This is a genomic window from Microbacterium sp. SZ1, from assembly GCF_002362255.1.
Taxonomy (GTDB): Bacteria; Actinomycetota; Actinomycetes; order Actinomycetales; family Microbacteriaceae; genus Microbacterium.
On record NZ_LPVV01000001.1, the window covers coordinates 111,588 to 133,039 of the forward strand.

The following is a 21,452-nucleotide window of genomic DNA, read 5'->3' on the forward strand; positions in this document are numbered from 1 at the left end:
CCAATTTCAAGCCCGAATTCGAAACCCGTCGCCGGTATGTTGGCAGACATGCCCGCATTTCCCGGAGAACCGGTCGACGAGATCGCCGCCGCACTGTCGGCCGTCCCTTCGAGCTCTCCCGTGTCGGAGGTCGCTCGTCGGCTACTCGACCTGTTCACAGGCGGATCCATCGCACCGGGTGCGCGCCTGCCGCCGGAGCGGCAGCTCTCGGCTTCGCTGGGGGTGGGGCGATCCGCCGTGCGCGAGGCCCTCGCGGCTCTCGAGATCCTCGGGATCGTAGACGTCCGGCCAGGGTCTGGAACATATCTGCGCGGGTCGGCGAGCGAACTGCTGCCGCAGACCCTGCGCTGGGGGCTCCTGATCGGGGAGCGGAACACCGCGCAGCTGCTCGAACTGCGCGAGGGGCTCGAGATCTTCGTGGCCCGGCTCGCTGCGTCTCGCGCGGACGACGCGACCGTGGCCCGACTCGAACGCAGTGCCGCCCGCATGCGCGACAGCATCGATGACCTCGGCACGTTCGCCAAGGCAGACCTCGACTTCCACCATGTACTCGCCGAAGCAGCTGGCAACGAGACCCTCACCGACCACGTGCACGTCGTTCGTTCGCTTCTGCAGGTCTACGCCGATCGGGCGGTGCATGACCGGGCGCAAGCCGAGCGCGCCCTCGCCGAGCACGAGGCGGTGCTTTCGGCCGTGCGCGCAGGAGATCCGGATGCGGCGGCATCCGCCATGGCCGTGCATATGGCGACCGCTACCGCTCGCCTGCTCGAGGCGTGACTCGCGAGGTTGAGCGAGCCCGGTTCGTGACATGCTTGACGATCCGTTACGATGGCTAGGTGCATCCGGTCTTTCTCGGAGCGGGTGCCTGGAGACGTCGCATAGTCCGGCCTAGTGCACCACCCTGCTAAGGTGGAGTCCCCTTACGGGGACCAGGGGTTCAAATCCCCTCGTCTCCGCACAACGAATCCCCCGCCTCGGCGGGGGATTCGTGCGTTCGGCGCCGGATACAGCGATCCCCCTCACGTTCGGGTCGTGAGGGGGATGCGGTATCTCGCTTCGCTGTGCGGGGGGCGAGCGGATGCTGTCCTGTCGTGGGATCCCCATCCCGCGTCGCCGTTCCCCAGAGCGGCCGGAAGCATTCGCTCCGTCGTTGGAGACGTCTTACCTTCCCATACGACCGCGGGGCGGTGTGGAGACTTTGTGGCCGCCCGCTAAACTATCAGCCAATCGGTAGGGCTACTTCTGTCTAACCTCTACTGGCCTAAGGTCTAGGTCTCATGGAGACTATCGGTCAGTGGGGATGTGAGTTCTGGGTCAGTTGCGCGGCCAGTCGCTCGTCAAGTACGCCTCGACGGCTCGATGCCGGAATGTGTACGGCTTGCCACGGTCGATGATGCCACGCACGGTGTCCAGGCGCTGGGCCGTGGGCCCCACCTCCGTCACCTTGGAGAATCCCATAGCCTCCGCGATGCGCGTGGCGGTGCGCTCCACGGCGGGAAGGTCGGCCATCGCCTGCAGAAGCTGTCGCTCGCGAGCGGGGAGCCGTTCGAGGATCCGCTCGACATGGGATGCGGCCTCGCGCTGCGCGCCGCGCCACCCCTGGCGCACCTGCCCTGCCGTGATGGTGGGAGTCCCGCCGGCGTACCAGGCCTGTTCGCCGGCGAGCTGGAACAGGAACGGCTCACCGCGGCAGAGATCGACGATCGCCGCGGCTGCGGCGGGCTCCATCCGCACTCGATCCGCCCCGCCATCACCATCGGCTACTCGCCATCCATCGAGCACGAACTCCTGCAGCGCTTCCGCGAGATCCTCGTCGTCGATGGCGGAAAGGGTGGTGGTCTTGAAGCGCCGCGCGAAGGTCGCCCCCTTGCGCGCACCCGCCATGTCCTCGAAGTCCGGGAGGCCCGTGAGATAGACCGCGATCGGCAGCGAGCGCCTGACTCGAGCACCGCCGGGAACCTCGACCTCGATCTCACGCGACAGGGCATCGCCGAGCGCGATGAGCAATTGGGAGAGCGCCTTCTCGTCGGTGATGTTCTGCACTTCGTCGATATGGATGAGCGCCACGACCCGTCCGTTCGCGACCGCCGCGATCCCGACCTCGACGAGCAGCTCGGTCAACGCCGCATAGGGCTCGCGCCCGTCCGTGCCTCGCAGGGTGAGCGAGATGCCCGAGACCGCGACCGCCTGGACGCGGGCGATCGCGTCGCCGATCCGCTTCTCCCGTGATGAGGGGAGTCCGGCGGAGTTCGCGAGCTCGAGCACCGCCTCTGCCACGAGCTTCAACGGGTCCGCTCCCGCGGGGATGCGGAGCTGCGGGGTGACCCAGTCGCCGGCGCGAGCGGCATCCTGCGCGATGCGTCGCACGAGGCTCGATTTCCCGAGCCCGGGTTCGCCGAGAATGGTGCGCCCGCGTTCGGGAAGCCCCGCGAGTCGGCGAGGACGTACGACGTCGCGCCAGTCGCTCAGTTGCTCGATACGGCCGGCCCAGACCTCCGGGATGGTGTCGGACCCGGGACTGAAGGGATTGTCGAGAGCTGTACGCACGCTGATAACATTATCAAAGCGATCCGCGGTCGATAATGTTATCAACGCGGTCTGTATCCTCACCGCGGCCACGCCTGTTACACACCCGCCTCAGGTGGCACCTGTTGCGGGAATCCGCGCAGAATTGCGGCGGGAGGTGCCAACCGAGCGGCTCTTCAGCCGGTGATCGACGCGAGCGATCCGGGCAGCGCGGATCAGCGGGTGATCTCTTCGAGCACCTCGATCACATGCCGGTACGGCCTCCCGGTCGCCCGGCTCATGCCCAGCTCGCACGTGCGGTTGGCGGAGACGAACGCGTCGAAGCCGCCGCCCGCGCGCTCGGCATCCGCGACCTCTGCGGATTCGACGGCGGTGGCGCTCGCGGTGAGCTCGGGGTGCAGCATCCCTCGGTCGCCGGCGAATGCGCAGCATCCCCACCCCTCCGGGATGAAGACTTCGTCGGCGACGGCGTTCGCGATCGCCTCGAGGTCGCCGTTCGCTCCCAGTGCCGTCGTCGAGCACGTCGGGTGCACCGCGATGCGCGGCAGCTTCTCGGTGACCGTCAGCATCGGCAGGAGCTCTCGAGCGACGTAGGTCGTGGCGTCCTCGATCACGATGCCCGAGTACTCGGGATGCTCCTCCGCGCGCTTCGTCAGCATCACGCGCAGGCCCTCGGTGCAGGATGCCGCGTCGCACACGACCGGGATCCGGCCGCCGCGACTCGCATCCCACAGGGCGGCGAGCACGCGGTCGACCATGCGCTCGTACCCCGCCAGGTGTCCCTTCGACTTCCACGGGGTGCCGCAGCAGAGTCCACCGGCATCGGCGGGGATCGCGACCGACACCCCCGCGCGGTCGAGCAGCGCGCGGACGGCGTCACGGGAGCCGATGCCGTGGTCCTCCGGGCCGAACATGGTGCCGACGCACGCGCCGAACAGCACGACCTCCGCGTCGGCGGGGCTCTGCTGCTTCGGCGCCGCTGATCCGCCGCGGGGCAGCGCCGCATCGTAGAGCGGAACGACGTCATCACCGAGGATGCCGCGACCGATCGCCGTCACACCGCGGGCCAGAGGTGCAGGCAGGGCGTCGGCGACGGTGAGCGCCACCCCGCCCAGGCGCGTCACGACGCCCCATCCCTTGGCCGCGGCATCCCACGCCGTGTTCTCGATCTTCGACGCCTCCTCGGCACGGAGCCGGCGCACGAGGTCGCCGGTGTTGATGTCGACGGGGCACGCCACGGCGCACATGCCGTCGACCGCGCACGTCTGCACGCCGTCGTAGTCGTAGTCGGCGCGCAGATCCGCGAGGAGTGCCGTGTCGCCCTGCTCCTCGGCCCACGCCATGTCGCGCCGCAGCACGATGCGCTGACGTGGCGTGAGCGTGATGTCCTTGCTGGGGCAGGTGGGCTCGCAGTACCCGCACTCGACGCAGCGGTCGACCTCCTTCTCCACCCGTGGCACGCGCTTGAGGTCGTGCAGGTACGACTCCGGGTCGTCGGACAGCACGACACCCGGGTTCAGGATGCCGGCGGGATCGAGCAGATGCTTGATCTCCCACATCATGTCGGTGAGGAAGTCTCCGTACTGGCGCCGCACGAACGGAGCCATGATGCGTCCGGTCCCGTGCTCGGCCTTGAGTGAACCGCCCTGTGCGAGCACGAGATCGACGAGATCCGCCGTGAAGCGCCGGTACCGGGCGAGGCTGTCCCCGTCGTCGAACCGCTCGTTGAGGAGGAAGTGCACGTTGCCGTCCTTGGCGTGCCCGAAGATCACCGACTCCTCGTAGCCGTGCACGGCGAACAGCTCGATGAGCCGCTGGCAGGTGACGAGCAGCCGGTCGACCGGGACGACGATGTCTTCGAGCAGCGCCGTCGTGCCCGACGGGCGAGCCCCGGCGACCGCCGTGTAGAGGCCCTTGCGGACGTGCCACAGCGAGGCGCGCTCGGCCGCGTCCGTTGTGAGGCGCGCGGGGGTGGTGAGCGGCAGCTCGGCGAACGCGTCGAGAGCGGCGGTCGTCGCGGCATCCAGCTCGTCGGCATCGGAGGCGTGCGTCTCGACGAGCAGCGCCGCGTGGTCGCGTACGTCGATGTCGGCGATCGCCGTCGGCACATCGCTCAGCCCCTGCGCGACACGCAGCGACGCGGCATCCAGCAGCTCGACGGTCGCGAGCCCCTGAGCGACCAGGCCGGGCAGTGCGGCCATCGCGTCGGCGAGCGTGGTGAAGACGAGCAGGCCGGTCGCGATGCAGGGCAGCACCGGCACGGTGCGGAACCGGGCTTCGGCGACGAACGCGAGCGTGCCCTCCGAGCCGATGACGAGGTGCTCGAGGATCTTCACGGGGTCGTCGAAGTCGAGGAGGGAGTTGAGTCCGTACCCCATCGTGTTCTTCATCGAGAACTGCTGCTGCACCATCGCCACGTGCGCGGGCGAGGAACGGAGCCGGTCGCGGAGGTCGAGCAGACCGGCGACGATGGCCGGCTCGCGCTCGCGCAGCACGTCGAGCGCGTCGGCCGCGCCCGTGTCGATCACGGTGCCGCTCGGCAGGACCAGCAGCAGCGAGTCGATCGTGCGGTACGAGTTCTCGGTGGTGCCGCAGGCCATGCCGCTGGAGTTGTTGGCGACGACGCCGCCGATCGTGCACGCGATCTCGCTCGCAGGGTCGGGCCCGAGCTTGCGGCGGTACCGCGCGAGCCGGGTGTTGACCTGGCGCACGGTGGCGCCCGGTTCGACGCGGACGAGCTCGCCGCCGTCCTCGACGGCGATGCCGCGGAAGGCGCTGCGGGTATCGACGAGGATGTCACCCGAGACGCCCTGCCCGGAGAGGCTCGTGCCGCCGGAGCGGAAGGTCATCGTGCGGCCGGCATCCCGGACGGCGGCGAAGGCGCGCGCGACGCCGGCGGCATCGGTCGGCGTCAGCACGGCATCCGGGATCAGCAGGTAGTGGGAGGCATCGTGGGCGCGGGCGAAGCGGTCGATGGAACGCACCGACACGGATGTCTCCGATCCGAGGGTGTCGTCGGACAGCGGGTGGGCGAGCGCGGTGGGCATGAGGCTCCTTCGCCGAGATTGTCAGACAAGATTACCGAGAAGCCTATCGTCCTCTACGCTGGTGCCATGACCTCCGAATCCGCGGACCGCCTGGGGGTCATCGGCGTCGTGGATGCCGTCACTCGCCGCCTGCGAGACCAGATCCTCGGCGGGCAGATCGGCGCCGACACCGCGCTCACCGAGGCGAAGGTCTCGGCGACGTTCGGCGTGGCGCGGCCGAGCGCGAAGGCCGCGATCGAGCAGCTCGTGGCATCCGGACTGCTGGTGCGCACCGCGCACCGCAGCGCGCGGGTCGTCGCGATCGACGCGGAGATGGTTCGCGACGTGTACCGCACCCGGATCCGGCTCGAGAGCGCAGCGCTGCGCGAGCTCGCGCAGACCCGCACGGCGCCGGATGCCGCGCGATCGGCCAATGCGGAGCTGCTCGCGATGCCCGCCGCCGCCGACACGGCGACGGTCGACCCCGATCTGCGGTTCCACACGGCACTGATCGATGCGGTCGGCAGCGACCGCACCTCGCGCATGTACCGCAGCGTGCTCGACGAGGTGCGGCTGTGCATGGCGCAGGTGCAGGGCCGGCGTCTGCTGGAAGCCGCCGCGATCGCACAGCAGCACGAGGCGATCCTCGATGCGGTCGCGGCCGGCGACGCCGACCTGGCCGCGGCGTTGCTCGGCGATCACCTCATCGCCGCGGAGCAGCGTCTGGTGGAGGCTCTCGGCAGCGTCTGGACGTCATGAAAGACGCTCCGACGCATGCGCACTACATGTTCGTGTCACACACCGACCCGCATGCGCGCAAGCCCGAGACCTAGACCGGAAGCCGGTGCCAAGCTGTGGGCATGAAGCTCGTCTCGTATGCAGGTCAGCAGCTGGTCACCACCGACGATGTCGCAGACGCCCTCGTGGTGCTGGCGGCGGCGATCGCGAACGAGGGCGAGTCGGATGCGCTGCAGATCCCGATCCTCGTGAACGGTCAGGAGGACACCGCCGAGCTCGTGGTGGGTCTCGGCAACGACGTGCTCGTGGGACCGAGCGCTTCGGAGGGCGCCGACCCCGACTTCTCCGAGGACGCCGCTCGCCTTCGCGCACATCACCGGTTCCCCCGGCGGGACGCCGGTGGTGCGACGACGCCGCCCATGGAATGGGGCATCGACGTGATCGACGACATCGACATCGACCTGCGTCCCTGACCGGGACCGTCCGCGGGGCTTCAGGAAGGGAACCGACATGTCTGCGACGAAGGTGCTGTTCATCGGCGGGACGGGGATCATCTCGTCAGCCGCGAGTGCGCTGGCGGCGGAACGCGGCATGGAGGTGACGCTGCTCAACCGCGGCACATCGCAGCGTCGCGCCGCCGAGGGTGTGGAAGTGCTGACCGCCGACATCGGCGATGACGCGGCCGTCGACGCCGCACTCGCCGGACGCGAGTTCGACGTGGTCGCCGACATGATCGCCTTCACGCCCGACCAGGTGCAGCGGGACCTCGACCGCTTCGAGGGGCGCACAGGACAATACGTGTTCATCAGCTCGGCCTCCGCATATCAGAAGCCGGTCGCGCACCTGCCGATCACGGAATCGACGCCGCTGCGCAACCCGTTCTGGCGGTACTCGCGCGACAAGATCGCGTGCGAGGAGCTGCTGACGGCCGCCTATCGTGACCGCGGATTCCCGGTCACGGTCCTGCGGCCCTCGCACACCTACGACGAGTGGACCATCCCGGCCTTCGGGGCATGGACGGCGATCGATCGCATCCGTCGCGGGGAGGAGATCGTGGTGCACGGCGACGGCACGTCGCTCTGGACTCTCACGCACTCCCGCGACTTCGCCGTCGGGTTCGTCGGGCTCCTCGGCAACCCGCTCGCCTACGGCGACACGTTCCAGATCACGAGCGACTTCGTCTACACGTGGAACGAGATCTACGGGATGCTGGGCCGCGCCGCCGGCGCCGAGCCGCGTCTCGGCTACGCCACGAGCAGCGCGATCGAAGCGGAGCTGCCGGATCGCGCGGGGCAGCTGACCGGCGACATGGCCCACTCGGTCGTCTTCGACAACACCAAGGTGCGCCGGCTCGTGCCCGACTTCGCGCCGACGATCGGGTTGCACACCGCAGCACGGGAGATCATCGACTGGCACGACGCGCATCCCGAGCTGCAGCGCGTGGACCCCGCGGTGAACGCGGCCTTCGACCGACTGCTCGCTTAGTTCGGCGCGAGCACGGCGAGCACGTTCCCGGCCGGGTCCCTGAACCAGGCGATGTCGGGACCGCGACCCGGCTGACCGTGCGAGATGCCCTTCGGGTCGGTGCCGAGCTGCGGGTCGTCGTAGATCTTCGTGACCACGCCGCGCGCGTTGAGCTCGTCCACCGCGGCCTCGACGTCATCGACGGGGAAGTTGAGGATCGTGTAGCTCGCCGGCTCATGATTCGGCTTGGCGTACACGAGGATCGAGCCGCCATCACCGAGCGTGATCTCGAGGAATCCCATCTCGTTGGTGGTCACGTCCATCCCGAGGACGTCGCCGTAGAACGCGCGGGCTGCATCGATGTCGTCGACGCTGAAGCCGCTGAATGCGTGGGTGCTGTCGAATGCCGTCATGCGTTCAGCATGCGCCTCTGCGGAGTCGGTGTCCACCCTGCATCCGGTGACCCGAGAGTGAGCGAACTCGTAGCGCGCACTCATTACTTCCGTGTGGAGGTTTCTGCTAGTCTGACCGCGGGCAGAACGTGCTGCCCGCTCCCGCACTACGAAGGAAGGTCACCGTGGCCCTGCCAGAAGCATCGGTCCAGCTGTACACGCTCGCGGCGGAGTTCTCCGCCGACATGGAGGGCTCGCTCGACAAGCTCGCCGCGATCGGGCTGCGCAACGTCGAGGCGTTCGACTTCGTCGGTCGCCCCGACCAGATCCGCGCCGCTCTCGACGCTTCGGGCCTCGCCTCGCCGACCGGCCACGCGCCGTTGCTGTCGGACGAGCTGTGGACGCCGGACGGGTCAATCCCGACGCCCGCGCCCGAGGTCGTTTTCGAAGCGGCCGCCAAGGTCGGGATCAAGACGGTCATCGATCCGTTCGTGCCGACCGATCGCTGGCAGACGCTCGAGAGCGTGACCGACATCGCCGAGCGGCTCAACACCCTCACCGAGACCGCTGCAGGGTTCGGACTCGAGGTCGGGTACCACAACCATGCCCAGGAGTTCGTCGCCGACTTCGACGGCCAGACCGCCTACGAGCGGTTCGTAGCCCTCACCGACGAGCGCGTCGCCATCGAGCTCGACCTGTACTGGGCTCTCGTCGGTGGGCAGGACGTGACGGGCCTCGTGTCGCTGCTCGGCGACCGTCTTGTGGCCGCCCACGTCAAGGACGGCGTCGCTCCTGCGAGCAACCCGTTCGCCCCCGGCGCCGAGAGCTTCGGCTCCGAATCGCTCGACCAGCGTCACGCCGGAACCGGCGACGTGCCCCTCGCCGAGGCGCTGCACGCGGCATCCGACCTGAAGTACGCGGTCATCGAGTACGACAACGCCCCGGGTGACGTCTTCGCCGACATCGCCGCGAGCTACTCGTTCCTCATCGAGGGAGGCTTCGCCCGATGAGCGCGGTCGGCATCGGCATCATCGGCGTCGGAGTCATCAGCGACACCTACCTGCAGAACCTCTCGTCGTTCCCCGACACCGAGGTGCTCATCGTGGGCGACCTGCTCCTCGACCGCGCCCAGGCGCAGGCCGAGAAGTATGGTGTTCCGGCGTTCGGTTCGGCAGAGGACGTGCTCGCCCACCCCGGCGTCGACCTCGTCGTGAACCTCACCATCCCGGCCGTGCACATCGAGGTCTCGCGTGCGGCGATCGCCGCAGGCAAGCACGTCTGGACCGAGAAGCCGCTCGGACTCGACCGCGACGGGGCGGCGCTGCTGCTCCGCGAGGCCGAGGCTGCCGGTCTGCGCATCGGCTCCGCGCCCGACACCCTGCTCGGCCCCGGGTTCCAGGCCGCGCGCCGCGCGATCGAGGCCGGCGTCATCGGCCGGCCGCTGTTCGCGCAGACGACGTTCCAGACGCAGGGCCCCGATCTCTGGCATCCGAACCCCGGGTTCCTCTTCGCCCAGGGTGCCGGTCCGCTGCTCGACATGGGGCCGTACTACTTCTCGGCGCTCGTCAGCCTGCTCGGCCCCGTCGACTGCGTCGCGGCCGTCGGCTCGAAGGCGCGCGAGGAGCGGGAGATCCACACTGGGCCGCTCGCGGGCACGACCTTCCCCGTCGAGGTGCCGTCGACGATCCAGATCGTGACCGCGTTCGAGGGTGGCGCGCAGGCGCAGAGCCTGCTGAGCTTCGACTCGGCTCTCGAGCGTCACGGCATCGTCGAGATCCACGGCACCGAGGGCACGATCGTCCTGCCGGATCCCAACACCTTCGTCGGCCGCATCGCCTACGTGAAGCCGCTCGGCGTCATCCGCGACGGGATGTCGTTCCAGCAGGAGTGGATCGAGGTCGAGCACGCCGACATCGAGGTGGGACGTGGTCTCGGCGCGCTCGACATGGTGCGTGCGATCGCCGAGGGGCGCCCGCACGTCGCCTCCGGCGAACTCGGGTACCACGTCCTCGACGTGCTGCTCTCGGCGCAGGACTCCGCGCAGTCCGGCACGACCGTCGTGGTCCAGAGCACCGTCGCACCCGTGCCGCTGCTTCCGGAGGGCTTCGACCCCTTCGTCGCCACCCTCTGACGTATGCGGTTGCTGCGGGTCCGTCGGCTCACGCCGGCGGGCCCGCTCCCGTCTGTGCGCGGTCTTCGGGCTTCGGCTGGCACCTGAGGCGGGAATTCTGCGCGGATTGCGGCAGGAGGTGCCATGTGAGGCGGGAAGAGGATGCTGTCGCGAGAACACTGGGCGCGGGTTGGGCCTACCTGGCCCACTGAGTTGGCACCTGATGCGGGAATTCTGCGCAGATTACGGCAGGAGGTGCCATGTGAGGCGGGAGAAGGATGCTGCGGGCGGACCACTCAGCGGGGGTCGTGCCCTCCGGCCAACAGGGCGTCGAGCATCTCCAGCGCGGCCTCGTGGTCGACGGACGGGTCGAGCAGCCACTGGGTCTGCAGCCCGTCGGACGCGGCGATGACGAGCGACGACACGAGCACGGCATCCAGGTCGCTGCGGATCTCGCCCGACGCCTGCAGCTCGCGCACCCGCTCGGCCATCTGCTCGCGCAGGCGCGAGAACCGCTGCGTCGCGAACTGGTACGCCGCCGGGTGTCCCTCTTCCAGCGCGTTGGCGACGAGCGTCGAGTAGAGCTGCACGAGTCCGGGGATGTTGCGGTTCTCCTCGGCCGACACGCGCATCATCATCGCCGGGCTCAGGCCGGAGGGCTCGGGATGCTCGGTGTCGTTGCGCCGCTCGGATTCGCGGTACACGGCGACGAGCAGCTCTTCCAGCGATCCGAAGTAGTGGGTCAGGGCCGCATGCGTCACGCCGACCTCCTGCGCGATCGCCCGCAGGCTCGTGCGCTTCGACCCGCGCTTCGCGAACACCTCGATGGCCTTGTCGAGGATCTCCTGTCGGCGGGCGATGCCCTTCGCGTAGCGCCCCGGACTGCGGGTGTCGTCGTCGGAAGGAGCGGCCATGGTCCCGATGATACTCAGGTCGCGGCGAAAACCTCCGATTGGAGGTTCGGATGCTACGCCGGTCGCACCTGGTTCACGAGCGCGTCTCCGGCGGCGAGGCGAGCGACGTTGTCGTCGATGAGCGCGCTGGCGCCGATCGGACGGTTGCCCGCCACATGCGGAGTGATGAAGAGGTTCGGTGCGCTCCACAGCGGGTCGTCGGACGGCAGCGGCTCGGCCTTCGCGACGTCGATCGCGGCGGCGCGGAGGTGCCCCGACCGCAGCGCGTCGACGAGCGCTGCCTCATCGACCGTCGCACCGCGTCCCACGTTCACGAAGGCGGCACCATCGGGCAGCGCAGCGAAGACGGCGCTGTCGAACAGGTCGGCCGTGGAGTCGGTCGCCGGCAGCAGGGAGACGAGGATGTCGGTGTCGGCCAGCACGGCGTCGGCATCGGCATCCGCGTGCACGGGGAAACCGGCGCGGTCGCCGGCGCTGCGTGCGATGCCGCGCACGTCGGCGCCGAGCTGCCGCAGCACCGGGGCGAGAGTCGTGGCGATGGAGCCGAAGCCCCAGATGGTGACGCGAGCCCCTGAGAGCGTGAACTGCGCCCGGGTTCCCGACGCGCTCTGCTCCTCGTTGAACTCCTCGTCCCACCGGTGATCCCGCTGCGCGTCGCGCAGGCGGTCGAGGCGACGCACGACCGCGAGGATCAGGGCGAGAGTGTGCTCGGCGACGGGCCCATCGTGCAGCGACCGCCCCGAGCAGATTCGCACGTCGGGGGCGAAGCCCGACCGGAGGACGACGTCGGCGCCGGACGCCAGAGCCTGTACTAGCCGCAGGCGAGGCAGTTGATCGGCGGCCTGTTCGAGCCAGGCGCCGGAGTTGTGCCAGACGACGAGCACCTCGGCGTCACGGTGCTCCTCGGGGATCTCGCGCGCGATGTCGTAGACGACCGCCTCGACGTCCGCGCTCAGCTGCAGGTCGATGGTGTCGGGGATCAGGATCTTCATTTCGCCTCCGGTTCCACCGTAGTCATGCGGCGTCGTACGGACGTCACTGCGTTTCGTCTCGTTCCGCTCGCTCAACGACTCGCGGGGGACGTCACGGCGCTTCGCTCGGAGATGTGCTCTTCGCTCGGACGTATCCCCAGGATTCGGCCGCGGGAAGCGCACATATCCTTGGGAGGTGCTCGGCCTGGGGCAGGTGGCCGACGACCGGCGGTCACGAGAGGGTGGCTGCGGCCTGCTTCGCCGCGCCGAGCGCGACGTACTCGCCCGGCTCTGGCACCTCGACAGGGAGCCCCAAGACCTCAGGTGCGATGCGGCGCACGGCCTCCGACTGTGCGCCGCCACCGATGAGCAACGCCCGCTCGAGGGGGATGCCGAGGGCGCGAAGCGCGTCGAGACCGGCACCGAGTCCGCGCAGCATCCCCTCCACCGCCGCACGCGCGAGATTCTCGCGCGTGGTGGAGGCGAGCGTCATCCCACTCAGGGTCGCGGTCGCGTCGGGCAGGTTCGGAGTGCGCTCGCCCTCGAAGTAGGGGAGCAGGGTCAGTCCACCGGCTCCGGGACTCGCGGCGAGAGCGAGGGCGCTGAACTCCTCGTGGCCGACTCCGAGCAGGGCGGCGGTGACGTCGACCACCCTGGCCGCGTTGAGCGTCGCGATCAGCGGGAGGAACAGACCCGAGGCATCTGCGAATCCCGCGACGGTGCCCTCCGGATCGTGCACCGGCTCGCGACTCACGGCGAACACGGTTCCGGACGTTCCGATCGACACCACTACGTCGCCCGGCTGGGCGCCCAGCCCGAGCGCGGCTCCCGCATTGTCGCCGGCACCGGGGCCGACGCGGCGCCCCGCGGCATCCGTCACCCATTCGTCGGCGTCGAGCACTCGGGGAAGGATCGCATCGTGTCCGAGCGCCGCTACGAGCAGCTCCCGGTCGTACTCGCCGGTCGCGGGGTTCCAGTACCCGGTGCCCGAGGCGTCAGATCGGTCGGTGACGAGCTCATCGAGCACGGGGTTCTCCGGGCCGAAGCCGCGCAGACGCCAGGTCAGCCAGTCGTGCGGCAGCGCGACGGCGGCGACGCGCGCCGCGTTCTCCGGCTCGTTGTCACGAAGCCAGCGGAGCTTGGTGATCGTGAACGACGCCACCGGAACCAGCCCCGTCCGCACCGCGAGCGCGGCCGCGCCGAACTCGTCGATCAGATCCGCCGCCGCTCCCGCCGAGCGGGTGTCGTTCCACAGCAGAGCGTCGCGGATGACGCGGCCCTGCGCGTCGAGGGAGACGAGGCCGTGCTGCTGTCCGCCGATCGACCAGGCGGCGATGTCGTCGAGCGAGCCCGCCTGCGCGATCGCCTCCTGCAATGCGCCCCACCAGGCCTCGGGGTCGACGGAGGTCCCGTCGGGGTGAGTGGCGCGACCGGTGCGGACGACCGCACCGGTCGCACTGTCGACGACGACGACCTTGCAGGACTGGGTCGACGAGTCGACCCCGAGCACGAGGGGCATGGCGATCAGCGGGCGCCGAGCAGGTGCTCGGTGGCGAGCTGCTGCAGACGCACGAAGCCGAAGCCCTTGCCGCCGAAGTACGCGTTCGCGTCGAACTCCTCGTACGCGCTGCGGTCGGCGAGGAAGTCGTCATACGACTCGCCCTCGGCGAGGGTCGGCGTCGAGAGCTCGTCGACCCGGGCGGCGGCCAGCGCCTCCTGCACCTCGGGGTCGGCGCGGAACGCAGCGGCACGCTCCTTCAGCAGCAGGTAGGTGCGCATGTTCGCGGCCGCGGAGTCCCAGACGCCGTTCTCGTCCTCCGTACGGCTCGGCTTGTAGTCGAAGTGACGCGGGCCGTCGTACGCAGGCACGCCGCCGGGGCCGCCGTTCTCGAGCAGGTCGACGAGCGCGAACGCGTTGTGCAGGTCGCCGTGGCCGAACACGAGGTCCTGGTCGTACTTGATGCCACGCTGGCCGTTGAGGTCGATGTGGAAGAGCTTGCCGTGGTACAGCGCCTGCGCGATACCGGCGGCGAAGTTCAGTCCGGCCATCTGCTCGTGGCCCACCTCGGGGTTGAGGCCGACGAGTTCCGGGCGCTCCAGCGAGTCGATGAACGCGATCGCGTGGCCGAGCGTGGGCAGCAGGATGTCGCCGCGCGGCTCGTTCGGCTTCGGCTCGATCGCGAAGCGGATGTCGTAGCCCTTGTCGGTCACGTAGTCGCCGAGCAGGTTCACGGCCTCGCGGTAGCGCTCGAGCGCGGCGCGGATGTCTTTCGCGGAGTCGTACTCCGCGCCCTCGCGACCGCCCCACATCACGAACGTCTTGGCGCCGAGTTCGGCGCCGAGGTCGAGCTGGCGGAACACCTTACGCAGCGCGTAGCGGCGCACGTCGCGATCGTTCGAGGTGAAGCCGCCGTCCTTGAAGATCGGCGCGCTGAAGAGGTTGGTGGTGACCATGGGAACGACGATGCCGGTGTCGGCGAGAGCGCCCTTGAGGCGGTCGATCTGGGTCTGACGTTCAGCATCCGTCGATCGGAAGGCGAAGAGGTCGTCGTCGTGGAAGGTGAGTCCGTACGCGCCGAGCTCGGCGAGCTTCTCGACGGCGTGCACGACATCGAGCGCCGGACGCGTCGGGCCGCCGAACGGGTCGGCTCCGTTGTATCCGATGGTCCAGAGGCCGAAAGAGAACTTGTCGTCGCGGGTGGGGGTGGGCATGGCTGCTCCTGTGCAGGTCATCGAATAAGTTGCGTTTGACAACATATCTCATGACGGAAGGGCCGTCCACCCCCTACAGTGAAGGGATGCCGTCCCCGACGAGTCCCGCTAATGGAACCCGCCCGCACAATCTGGCGCGCGTCCTGCGGCTCGTTCATGAGGAGGGCGCGCAGTCCCGCGCGGCACTGACGGAGCGCACAGGACTCAACCGGTCCACGATCGCCGATCTGGTCGCCGAGCTCGTGCGCCGAGGACTCGTCGACGAGCGCGTGCCCGAGGTGCCGGGTCGTGTCGGGCGCCCCTCGCCCGTCGTCACTGCGTCGTCGCGCGTCGTCGCGATCGCCGTCAACCCCGAGGTCGACGCGATCGAGATCGCCGCGGTCGGACTGGACCGCAGCATCCTCGTCCGCGAGCGGATCGACAACGACGCCGAGCCCACGCCGGAGGTCGTCGCCACGGTGGTCGCCGATCGGATCGCGGCCTGGCGCGCTGATGAGCTGGCCGACAGCCGCGTCGAGGCCGTGGGGATCGCGGTGCCGGGGCTCGTCCGTGCGAGCGACGGCGTCGTGCGCAATGCACCGCACCTGGGCTGGATCGACGTGCCACTCGCAGAACTCGTGCGGGCCGCCACGAGCCTCGCCGTGGTCGTCGACAACGACGCCACGCTCGGCGCGATCGCCGAGCACCGCTATGGAGCGGGGCTCGGAATCGACGACCTCGTGTACCTCAACGGAGGAGCCTCGGGCATTGGCGGCGGGCTCATCATCCACGGCATCCCGGTGACGGGTGCGGGCGGATACGCGGGGGAGTTCGGCCAGAACCGTCCGCGCATCACCGATGACGCCGATCGCAGGACGACGGACGGGGTGCTGGAAGCGGAGGTCAGCCGTCGGATGCTGCTCGACGTCGCCGGTCTCGATCAGGCTGACGATGACACGCTCGACCGCGAGCTCACAGCATCCGAGTCCGTCGAGGTGAAAGCCGAGGTGGCCCGGCAGGCTCGCGTCCTCGCGAGTGCGCTGGCCAATGCGGTGAACGTGCTGAATCCGTCGGTCGTCGTGCTCGGCGGGTTCCTCGCGACGCTCGCCGAACTGCGCGCAGAGCGACTGGTGAACGACGTCGCCGCGCTGGCGATGACGGAGAGCGCCGACGGGCTCGAGATCCGACCGGCGGCGCTCGGCGCGGACCGCCTGCTGATCGGCGCGGCCGAGCTCGCTTTCGCCGAGCTGCTGGCCGATCCGGGCGAGCGCGGCTGAGGTTCTCGCACCGTGAGAATCGTGGATCTCGTCGTCATCGCCTCGCTGGTCGTCGGAGGCGTCGTGCTCACGTGGTCGCGGTTGCGAGTGGGCGGCAGATTCACCCCGTTGCGGCTGTTCAGCGGTATCGCCGCGACCGTCTACTTTGCGGCGCTGGTCTACTTCACCTTCCTTCCCCTCAGCATCGGTCCTTCCGAGTATGAGAAGCCGTGGTGGATCTGGATCAGCATCGTGCCGTTCCAGGACCTCGTCGACGACCCGATCGGGCTGACGCTCAACGTGGCGCTCTTCGTGCCACTCGGCATCCTTGCGCCACTCCTCCTGCGCACGTCGACCTGGCTGCAGACAGCCCTCGTCGGGCTTGTCGTGAGCGGCTCGATCGAGGTCGTCCAGTTCATCGGCGACATCACCATCAGCCCCGGCCGCGTCGCGGACATCGATGACCTCATCACGAATGTCCTTGGAACGGTGGTGGGTTATCTCCTCCTGCGAGTGGCCATGCTCGTCCCTGGGCTCCGCCGTCTCGCAGATCTGGTCGCCTGGCCCTCACCGGGTGCGGCTGACCGGCACCATGAAGAGTCTCGGTCGATTCGGGGATCGGGGTCGAGCTCTTCTCCCTCCACCTGATCGCCCTGATCGCATCGGGCACGAATGATCGGGCGCAGGGATACGCTCGAGCCGCACGATGGTGAGGAAAGGAGGACCTCATGATCGGAACGCTCAATGCCCTCGTCGATCGGGTCGAGGCGGCAGCCGGCGACGAGCTGGATCTCGCCGACTTCGCTCGATCGCACGGTACGACCGAGTACCACCTGCGCCGGATGTTCTCGGCACTCGCGGGCATGCCCCTGTCGGAATACATTCGTCGGCGGCGCATGACGCTCGCGGGAGCCGAGCTGGCGGCAGGAGCGACGAGTCTGATCGACGTCGCCGTGCGGCACGGCTACGGATCGGTCGAGGCGTTCGGCCGCGCGTTCCGTGCCGTGCACGGGATCGCTCCGGCGGATGCGCGCCGAGACGGGGGTCCTCTCCGCACACAACCCACGCTCCGGTTCCGCCTGAGCGTCGAAGGGAGAAGTCCGATGGACGTCACCATCACCACCGCACCCGAGCTCGTCATCGTCGGCCACGCCGTCGAGGTGCCGCTCATCCACGAAGGGGTCAATCCGCAGATCCAGGAGCACATCGCGGGAATTCCCGCGGAAGAACATGCGCGACTCAAGGCGCTCAGTGACGCCGAGCCGAACGGCATCCTCGCCGTCACCGGCGACACGCCGCCGAATGCACCGCAGGGCACGATGCTCACCTACCTGCACGGAGTCTCCGTGCCGCCGGATGCCGAGGTACCGGCCGATCTCGACGCGATGCGCGTCGACGCGGGCGCGTGGGCGGTCTTCACCGCGAGCGGCCCGTTCCCCGAAACGCTGCAGAACCTCTGGGCGGCGACCGCGACCGAGTGGTTCCCCTCGAACCCGTGGCGCCTGCGGCCAGGGCCGTCGATCGTCCGCTACCTCGAGTTCACGGGCACGAGTGCCACGTGTGAGCTGTGGTTGGCGGTCGAGCCGGCGTGACTTTCGATGTCGGGCGGGCGGCGGGGATCCCGTGCTCCACCCGATGTCCCTGCCGAGGCCGGACTAAGCTGGCGCGATGCCGGCTCCCGAAGAGATCACTTCTTCGTTGGTTCGCCGCCTTGTGTCGGAACAGTTCCCCGAGTGGTCGAAGTTGCCTATCCGTCCGGTGGACGTCCAGGGCTGGGACAACCGCACCTTCCGCCTCGGCGATCGGATGAGTGTCCGTCTCCCGAGCGCCGACGGCTACGTCGCCGGTCTGGTCCGTGAGGAGCAGACCCTCGCGGTCCTCGGATCCCGCTTTCGCGTGGCGACTCCGCGCGTCGTCGCGGCCGGCGCTCCCTCCCTGGCCTTCGACCGACCGTGGTCGGTTCGCGAGTGGATCGAGGGGCGGACCCTGACCGCTGTGGAACCGCACGAGCGACAGATCGCCATCATGACCGTGGGCGACGCCCTGAGGGAGTTGCAGTCCCTCGACACGGCGGGAGGGCCATGGGCGGGGAGTGCCTCTGCCTATCGCGGCTGTCACGTCAGCGCGGTCGGTGAGGATGTGCAAGACCGACTTCCCCTCCTCGCCGGACGTGTCGCTGACGGATGCTCTGCGCTTTGGGATGCGGCTGTGGCCACGGTGTGGACCGAGCCGGCGGTCTGGGTCCATGGCGATGTCGCCCCGGGGAACATGCTGTTCGATCGCAGCGGCCGTCTGGCGGCGCTCATCGACTTCGGACAGACGTGCGTCGGTGACCCGGCCTGTGACCTGGCCTTCGCATGGTTGAGCTGCAACTCGCGCGAACGAGATCTCCTCCGCGATCGGCTGGAGTTGCCGGAGGATGCATGGCTGCGAGGAGCTGCCTGGGCGCTGTGGAAAGCCCTGATCAGTTCTCCCCAAGAGGTGCTCACGAAGTACGGGCGCTCCCGGGATGCTGTGCTGAATGATGTGGCGGACATGGCGATCGGATGAGACTCACGCTCGCTTCCGCGTCCCGTGCCTCTACCTCCACTCGCCTTCCCACGTGTACAGATCGTCGGTGCCGGCGTACTCGCGAAGTTCAGCGATCCTGCCGTCACGTTCGCGAGCGATCGTCGCGCCCAGAAAGGCTTGGTCCTGACCGTGTTGGTGGTACTCGAATCGCCACTCGGCCATCAGGAGATCTCCCGCTCTGAACTCGCGCGTGATCGTCCAGTCCAGGACGCGCGATCCTTCCTCGTTCCACTTCTCGCACCGCTCCCGGACTCGCTCACGGCCGTAGTACACCGGCCCGAAGCTCTCGGTGATCACAACGTCATCGGTGACGGTCGCGACGATGCGATCCGTATCGTTCGTTCTCCAGGCTTCGATGTAGTCGGTGAGAGCGCTCATCTCACCATCCAACAGCAGCGCCGTATCTGGCCGCGCAAGAGAGGATCGTTTCCGAGGCTTCTGAAGGACGTGAAGGCGACCACTCTGGTCCGGTCCACGACTCCCGAACCTGCAACGCGCTCGTCGGGCGGCGGATGGCCAGCGTTGGGCCCAGCCGCCCGTGGACCCATCTGCCCGGTGTCGGTGCCGCGTGGCACGATGAACGCACAGCCGATGCGAGCAGCGAGGAGCAGCGATGCCGATCGATCCGAAGAAGACACTCGACGCGTACAAGGCGAAGCGGGGCGAGTTCCGCATCGTCGAGGTGCCGTCGCTGCAGTACCTCATGGTCGACGGCGCGGGAGACCCCAATACCGCGAAGGAACACAAGGATGCCGTCGCTGCACTGTTCCCGCTCGCGTACACGCTGAAGTTCGCGGCCCGCGCCGAGCTCGACCTCGACGTCGTGGTGATGCCGCTCGAAGGGCTCTGGGATGCGCCCGACAAGGAGTCGTTCACGACGAAGCGCGACAAGTCGGAATGGCTGTGGACGATGATGATCATGGTGCCCGAGCAGATCACTGCCGAGATGTTCGCGGCGGCCGTCGACACGGTCGAGGCCAAGGCGGCGGCGAAGAAGGAGCCCCTGTCGGCGCTGCGGTCGGTGCGGCTCGAGACGCTCGACGAGGGACTGTGCGTGCAGACGCTGCACATCGGATCGTATGACGACGAAGCGCCCGTGCTGGCCGAGCTGCACGACGAGTTCATTCCCGAGAACGGCCTCCGCATGACCCGACGCCACCACGAGATCTACCTCAGCGACGCCCGGCGAGTGGCCCCCGAGCGGTTGCGCACGATCCTCCGACAGCCGGTCGAGCGGGTATGACTGCCGCATGATCCCGCCGGGATCAAGCCCCTCCGGGCCGTCGCTCCGACGGCGATATCCTGCATCGATGACGACAGCGAAGTCCGCCGCGCACGAGGCCCGAGGATCCGACTCGTTCCGGCGGATCGCCCGGGCCGGTTACGTGGTGGTCGGTCTCGTGCACATCATCATCGGAGCGCTCGCCGTGTCGATCGCATCCGGAGGCGGCGGGGATGCCGATCAGGACGGCGCGATGCAGCAGATCCGCTCGACGCCCGTGGGCGGTCTCATCCTCGCGGTCGTCGCAGCGGCTCTCGTCGCACTCGCGGTGTGGCAGGTGGTGAGCGGGATGGTGGCCGTGGGCGGCGAGGTCAAGAAGTGGGGTCAGCGCATCAAGCTGTTCGGCATCGCCCTGGCCTATCTCGTGATCGCCGGTCTCGCGACCATCTACGCCTTCGGCGGCACGGCCGAATCGGAGAAGACCTCGCAGACCATCAGCGGGATCCTGCTCGGCGCACCGGGGGGAGTCCTGCTGCTGATCGCCGTCGGTCTCACGGTGGTGGGCGTCGGCATCGGCTTCGCGGTGAGCGGCTTCACGACAGGGTTTCGCAAGACCCTCGACCTGCCGTCCGGTGCGGGCCGGCCGCCGATCGTCGTGCTCGGAGTGATCGGCTACATCGCGAAGGGGATCGCGATCGCGGCGACCGGCACCCTTTTCGTGGTCGCCGCGTGGACGCACGACCCCGATAAAGCCAGGGGCCTCGACGCCGCGCTGCGCAGCCTCACGGACCTGCCGTCCGGACGGGTCGTGCTGTGGGTCGTCGGTGCGGGACTCGCCGTATACGGCGTCTTCTCGATCGTGCGCGCCCGCTACGCCCGCATGTGACGCCGATCAGGTCGCTGCGGGCTTCTCGCTCCACAGCAGCAGGAACGCGCCGACTCCGATCATGAGCGCTCCGCCCGTCGCGCCCATCGCCTCGATGCGACGCGGCGAGCGCCCGAACCACTGCCGGGCGGCGCTCGCGAGCAGCACCCAGATCGCGTCGCAGGCGACGCCCATGGTCACGACGATCACACCCAGCACGAGGAGCTGCAGGGGCACGGATCCGGCATGCAGATCGACGAACTGAGGCAGGATCGCGAGGAAGAACGCGATCGACTTCGGGTTGGTGACGCCGACGACGAATCCCTCGGCGAGCAGGCGGATGCCCGAGCGGCGCGGCTGGGGCCCGGTCGCGATCGCCGCGGCATCCTTCCGGTGCCGGATGGCCTGGATGCCGAGGAAGACGAGGTACCCCGCGCCGAGCACCTTCACGATCGTGAACAGCACGACCGATTGCGCGATCACCGTGCCGACGCCGAGTGCGACGGCCACGACGAGCACGACCGATCCGAGAGCGGTGCCGAGGATGCTGAGAAAGCCGCCGGCCCGGCCGAGCGCCATCGCTCGCCCGATCGTGAACAGCACGGTCGGACCGGGGATCACGACCATGATGAACGCGGCGACGACGAACGTCGCGAGGGTGTCGGCGCTGAGCATGGTGCGAGCCTAGTGCGCGACCCGCGCGACG

Annotated in this window: 21 protein-coding genes and 1 tRNA gene; 13 read left to right on the plus strand and 9 right to left on the minus strand. The window is 68.9% G+C overall.

Annotated elements, in window-relative coordinates; translation table 11 throughout:
• Nucleotides 1-48: 48 nt before the first annotated feature.
• Complete coding sequence (locus AUC47_RS00515) at nt 49-777, plus strand: FadR/GntR family transcriptional regulator (RefSeq protein ID WP_096713282.1); 729 nt, start codon at nt 49-51, stop codon at nt 775-777.
• 90 nt (nt 778-867) lie between these two features.
• A tRNA-Ser gene (locus AUC47_RS00520) sits at nt 868-956 on the plus strand.
• 358 nt (nt 957-1,314) lie between these two features.
• On the opposite strand, the gene AUC47_RS00525 is transcribed toward AUC47_RS00520, so the two are convergent.
• Nucleotides 1,315-2,547 (minus strand): ATP-binding protein, encoded by a 1,233-nt coding sequence (locus AUC47_RS00525; RefSeq protein WP_096713283.1) that lies wholly within the window; start codon nt 2,545-2,547, stop codon nt 1,315-1,317.
• A 194-nt stretch (nt 2,548-2,741) separates the two neighbouring features.
• Nucleotides 2,742-5,573, minus strand: coding sequence for an FAD-binding and (Fe-S)-binding domain-containing protein (locus AUC47_RS00530; RefSeq protein ID WP_096713284.1), 2,832 nt, complete (start codon nt 5,571-5,573; stop codon nt 2,742-2,744).
• Between the two features lie 66 nt (nt 5,574-5,639).
• Here AUC47_RS00530 and AUC47_RS00535 point away from each other — a divergent pair, with 66 nt between their 5' ends.
• The 3 genes from AUC47_RS00535 to AUC47_RS00545 all read left to right on the plus strand — a co-directional run bounded on the left by AUC47_RS00535 (nt 5,640) and on the right by AUC47_RS00545 (nt 7,775).
• Nucleotides 5,640-6,311 (plus strand): GntR family transcriptional regulator, encoded by a 672-nt coding sequence (locus AUC47_RS00535; protein ID WP_096713285.1) that lies wholly within the window; start codon nt 5,640-5,642, stop codon nt 6,309-6,311.
• 101 nt (nt 6,312-6,412) lie between these two features.
• The gene (locus AUC47_RS00540; protein ID WP_096713286.1) at nt 6,413-6,763 is read left to right on the plus strand and encodes a hypothetical protein; all 351 of its coding nucleotides are present in this window, start codon (nt 6,413-6,415) and stop codon (nt 6,761-6,763) included.
• A gap of 37 nt (nt 6,764-6,800) precedes the next feature.
• Entirely contained in the window at nt 6,801-7,775 is a 975-nt protein-coding gene (locus tag AUC47_RS00545) for an NAD-dependent epimerase/dehydratase family protein (RefSeq protein ID WP_096713287.1), read from the plus strand.
• On the opposite strand, the gene AUC47_RS00550 is transcribed toward AUC47_RS00545, so the two are convergent.
• A complete protein-coding gene (locus AUC47_RS00550) occupies nt 7,772-8,167 on the minus strand; it encodes a VOC family protein (RefSeq protein ID WP_096713431.1) in 396 nt (131 codons plus the stop codon). The genes AUC47_RS00545 and AUC47_RS00550 overlap by 4 nt on opposite strands.
• Before the next feature lie 164 nt (nt 8,168-8,331).
• Here AUC47_RS00550 and AUC47_RS00555 point away from each other — a divergent pair, with 164 nt between their 5' ends.
• Complete coding sequence (locus AUC47_RS00555) at nt 8,332-9,156, plus strand: sugar phosphate isomerase/epimerase family protein (protein ID WP_096713288.1); 825 nt, start codon at nt 8,332-8,334, stop codon at nt 9,154-9,156.
• Nucleotides 9,153-10,277 (plus strand): Gfo/Idh/MocA family protein, encoded by a 1,125-nt coding sequence (locus AUC47_RS00560; protein ID WP_096713289.1) that lies wholly within the window; start codon nt 9,153-9,155, stop codon nt 10,275-10,277. The genes AUC47_RS00555 and AUC47_RS00560 overlap by 4 nt, the downstream gene beginning before the upstream one ends.
• A 275-nt stretch (nt 10,278-10,552) precedes the next feature.
• Here AUC47_RS00560 and AUC47_RS00565 read toward each other — a convergent pair whose 3' ends face one another.
• The 4 genes from AUC47_RS00565 to xylA form a co-directional block, all read right to left on the minus strand.
• Nucleotides 10,553-11,170, minus strand: coding sequence for a TetR/AcrR family transcriptional regulator (locus AUC47_RS00565; RefSeq protein WP_096713290.1), 618 nt, complete (start codon nt 11,168-11,170; stop codon nt 10,553-10,555).
• A gap of 53 nt (nt 11,171-11,223) precedes the next feature.
• Nucleotides 11,224-12,162, minus strand: a complete 939-nt coding sequence (locus AUC47_RS00570) for an NAD(P)-dependent oxidoreductase (RefSeq protein WP_096713291.1) — start codon at nt 12,160-12,162, stop codon at nt 11,224-11,226.
• Between the two features lie 211 nt (nt 12,163-12,373).
• Nucleotides 12,374-13,660, minus strand: coding sequence for a xylulokinase (gene xylB / locus AUC47_RS00575; protein WP_096713292.1), 1,287 nt, complete (start codon nt 13,658-13,660; stop codon nt 12,374-12,376).
• A gap of 5 nt (nt 13,661-13,665) precedes the next feature.
• On the minus strand, nt 13,666-14,853 hold the full coding sequence (gene xylA / locus AUC47_RS00580) for a xylose isomerase (protein ID WP_096713293.1): 1,188 nt from the start codon (nt 14,851-14,853) through the stop codon (nt 13,666-13,668).
• A gap of 86 nt (nt 14,854-14,939) precedes the next feature.
• On the opposite strand from xylA, the gene AUC47_RS00585 reads away from it, so the two are divergent.
• The 4 genes from AUC47_RS00585 (at nt 14,940) to AUC47_RS00600 (ending at nt 18,638) form a co-directional block, all read left to right on the plus strand.
• The gene (locus tag AUC47_RS00585) at nt 14,940-16,109 is read left to right on the plus strand and encodes an ROK family transcriptional regulator (RefSeq protein WP_096713294.1); all 1,170 of its coding nucleotides are present in this window, start codon (nt 14,940-14,942) and stop codon (nt 16,107-16,109) included.
• A 12-nt stretch (nt 16,110-16,121) separates the two neighbouring features.
• Complete coding sequence (locus AUC47_RS00590) at nt 16,122-16,736, plus strand: VanZ family protein (protein ID WP_096713295.1); 615 nt, start codon at nt 16,122-16,124, stop codon at nt 16,734-16,736.
• Nucleotides 16,737-16,816: 80 nt separating this feature from the next.
• Nucleotides 16,817-17,680, plus strand: a complete 864-nt coding sequence (locus AUC47_RS00595; RefSeq protein ID WP_096713296.1) for an AraC family transcriptional regulator — start codon at nt 16,817-16,819, stop codon at nt 17,678-17,680.
• Nucleotides 17,681-17,756: 76 nt separating this feature from the next.
• Nucleotides 17,757-18,638, plus strand: coding sequence for an aminoglycoside phosphotransferase family protein (locus AUC47_RS00600; RefSeq protein WP_096713297.1), 882 nt, complete (start codon nt 17,757-17,759; stop codon nt 18,636-18,638).
• A 30-nt stretch (nt 18,639-18,668) separates the two neighbouring features.
• Here the strand turns inward: AUC47_RS00600 and AUC47_RS16625 are convergent, their stop codons facing one another.
• Complete coding sequence (locus AUC47_RS16625; protein ID WP_179297467.1) at nt 18,669-19,037, minus strand: nuclear transport factor 2 family protein; 369 nt, start codon at nt 19,035-19,037, stop codon at nt 18,669-18,671.
• Between the two features lie 235 nt (nt 19,038-19,272).
• Here AUC47_RS16625 and AUC47_RS00610 point away from each other — a divergent pair, with 235 nt between their 5' ends.
• Both AUC47_RS00610 and AUC47_RS00615 read left to right on the plus strand, forming a co-directional pair.
• Nucleotides 19,273-19,902, plus strand: coding sequence for a GyrI-like domain-containing protein (locus tag AUC47_RS00610; protein WP_096713298.1), 630 nt, complete (start codon nt 19,273-19,275; stop codon nt 19,900-19,902).
• A gap of 67 nt (nt 19,903-19,969) precedes the next feature.
• On the plus strand, nt 19,970-20,767 hold the full coding sequence (locus AUC47_RS00615) for a DUF1206 domain-containing protein (RefSeq protein ID WP_096713299.1): 798 nt from the start codon (nt 19,970-19,972) through the stop codon (nt 20,765-20,767).
• Between the two features lie 6 nt (nt 20,768-20,773).
• Here the strand turns inward: AUC47_RS00615 and AUC47_RS00620 are convergent, their stop codons facing one another.
• The gene (locus AUC47_RS00620) at nt 20,774-21,421 is read right to left on the minus strand and encodes a LysE family translocator (RefSeq protein ID WP_096713300.1); all 648 of its coding nucleotides are present in this window, start codon (nt 21,419-21,421) and stop codon (nt 20,774-20,776) included.
• Nucleotides 21,422-21,452: the final 31 nt, after the last annotated feature.